A 2,500-nucleotide genomic window follows, 5' to 3' on the forward strand; every position below is an offset into this window, starting at 1 on the left:
TCCGGTGGTTCCGCATGGAAGGGCCATCGCTCAACGGATAAAAGCTACCCCGGGGATAACAGGCTTATCTCCCCCAAGAGTCCACATCGACGGGGAGGTTTGGCACCTCGATGTCGGCTCATCGCATCCTGGGGCTGTAGTCGGTCCCAAGGGTTGGGCTGTTCGCCCATTAAAGCGGTACGCGAGCTGGGTTCAGAACGTCGTGAGACAGTTCGGTCCCTATCCGTCGTGGGCGTAGGAAATTTGAGAGGAGCTGTCCTTAGTACGAGAGGACCGGGATGGACGCACCGCTGGTGTACCAGTTGTTCTGCCAAGGGCATAGCTGGGTAGCTATGTGCGGAAGGGATAAGTGCTGAAAGCATCTAAGCATGAAGCCCCCCTCAAGATGAGATTTCCCATAGCGTAAGCTAGTAAGATCCCTGAAAGATGATCAGGTTGATAGGTTCGAGGTGGAAGCATGGTGACATGTGGAGCTGACGAATACTAATAGATCGAGGGCTTAACCATATAATATGTAGCAAATGTTATCTAGTTTTGAAGGAATATGCCTTCATAGTTTGGTGATGATGGCAGAGAGGTCACACCCGTTCCCATACCGAACACGGAAGTTAAGCCCTCTAGCGCCGATGGTAGTTGGGACCTTGTCCCTGTGAGAGTAGGACGTCGCCAAGCAACTTTAAGACGAGTCAGAATGACTCGTCTTTTTTGTGTTTTAAACTTCTTATCAGCTTCAAGTAAGTAATCCGTATTCTTTTGATCCCCTCATATTCATTTTCTTTCATCATTTTTGATGTGTAGTTTAAGATTTTCTATTCTATTTTTTGTAGAAGCAATCTATCGGTGTGTTAAAATAGTACAGTTGTTTTTCGAGGTACTTTAATATAGGAAGATTTAAATTTTTTTAAGGAGATAATATGAAAAAGATAGGTGTAATTACTATAGTAGCTTTAGTCCTTCTAGCAATTACTTATATGTTAGTCGGGAATTATTTTTATAATTATGCGTTGAATGCGAAACAAGAGAAAGAGTTTTTAGAGGATAATCCTCACTTAGTAGAAACTGTGAATGCATCGGGAGGTGTGTTCGCTACAAATGAAGAAAAGGATGCGAACTTTGTATCAAATCATAAACCTAATACACGAAACATAAATTCTTTCGATAAGTTGAAATTAACAGGTTATGAATATATGAATGAACAATCTGGCCATAAATGGACAATTGTAGTTCATGGATATGATAGTAGGGCATCGAAAATGACGAAATATATCCGGAACTTTTATGAACAAGGATATAACGTCATAGCGCCAGACCTTCGTGGGCATGGAAATAGTGAAGGTGATTATATAGGGATGGGCTGGCATGATCGTAAAGATATTTTGATTTGGATTCAACAAATTGTAAAGAAAGACCCTAATGCTGAAATAGCACTCTTTGGTGTTTCAATGGGCGCGGCAACTGTAATGATGACTTCAGGTGAAGAGTTACCTTCTAACGTTAAAGTTATTATTGAAGATTGTGGATACTCAACAGTTATTGATGAATTTACTTATCAATTAAACGATTTATTCCACTTGCCGAAGTTTCCTGTTATGAATGCGGCAAATACAGTTACAAAATTAAGAGCTGGATATGATTTAGAAGAAGCTTCAGCTATAAAACAAGTGGCGAAAAGTAAAACACCTATGCTATTTATTCATGGGGATGCTGATACATTTGTTCCTTATGAAATGTTAGATGAAGTATATAATGCTGCAAAAGTAGAAAAAGAGAAATTAATTGTTCCAGGTGCTGGACATGGAGAAGCCGAGAAGGTAGATTCGAATAAATATTGGAATACCGTATGGAAGTTCGTGGGGAGATACATTCCAGCGTAATTAGATTGTTTTAGATTTGTATATACGATAATCAGAAGGAAATGCTTTTATACTTTTGATTATCGTTTTTTCTATTTAAAAACTTATTTTAGTTTGTAGTATATAAGGTTTGAAGCATAAATTTTTGAATTCCTTATTGCCAGTGCTACAATAATTGAAAACTACATGTTAATGAGGTGTTTCTATGAAAATTGAAGTATGGTCAGATTTTGTATGCCCATTTTGTTATATTGGGAAACGTAGATTAGAAATGGCTTTAGAGCAATTTCCGCATAAGAAGGATGTTGAAGTTGAGTTTAAAAGTTTTGAATTAGACCAAAATGCTCCAATCTATTCTGGAACAAGTATTAATGAAGTACTTGCATCAAAGTATGGGATTAGTATTGAAGAAGCTAAGCGTAATAATGTACAACTAGGCAATCATGCAGCTAGTATGGGTTTAAATTTTAATTTTGAAGAGATGAAGCCGACGAACACTTTTGATGCGCATCGTCTTGCCAAATTTGCAAAGGATCAAGGGAAAGAAAAAGAGATTACGGAAAATCTACTTTTTGCATATTTCACTGAATCGAGAAATTTAAGTGATGTGGATACGCTTGCTACTATTGCTGAAGCTTCAGGTTTAG

2 protein-coding genes and 2 rRNA genes (2 of these 4 only partly in view) are annotated in these 2,500 nt (G+C 38.3%); all 4 read left to right on the plus strand.

Annotation, left to right across the window (positions count from 1 at the left end):
• A 23S ribosomal RNA gene (locus tag QCI41_RS19495) occupies positions 1 to 507 on the plus strand; it begins 2,415 nt to the left of the window's first position.
• Positions 508 to 556: 49 nt separating this feature from the next.
• A 5S ribosomal RNA gene (rrf, locus tag QCI41_RS19500) occupies positions 557 to 672 on the plus strand.
• 242 nt (positions 673 to 914) lie between these two features.
• The gene (locus QCI41_RS19505; RefSeq protein ID WP_353836896.1) at positions 915 to 1,874 is read left to right on the plus strand and encodes an alpha/beta hydrolase; all 960 of its coding nucleotides are present in this window, start codon (positions 915 to 917) and stop codon (positions 1,872 to 1,874) included.
• Positions 1,875 to 2,058: 184 nt separating this feature from the next.
• A protein-coding gene (locus QCI41_RS19510; protein WP_353836895.1) for a DsbA family oxidoreductase crosses the window boundary here: on the plus strand, positions 2,059 to 2,500 show its 5' portion. It continues 290 nt past the right edge of the window; 442 of the gene's 732 nt are visible here — the first part of the coding sequence; its start codon is at positions 2,059 to 2,061; the stop codon falls past the right edge of the window.

The sequence above is a fragment of the Bacillus cereus group sp. MG4 genome, assembly GCF_040460055.1.
Taxonomy (GTDB): domain Bacteria; phylum Bacillota; class Bacilli; order Bacillales; family Bacillaceae_G; genus Bacillus_A; species Bacillus_A wiedmannii.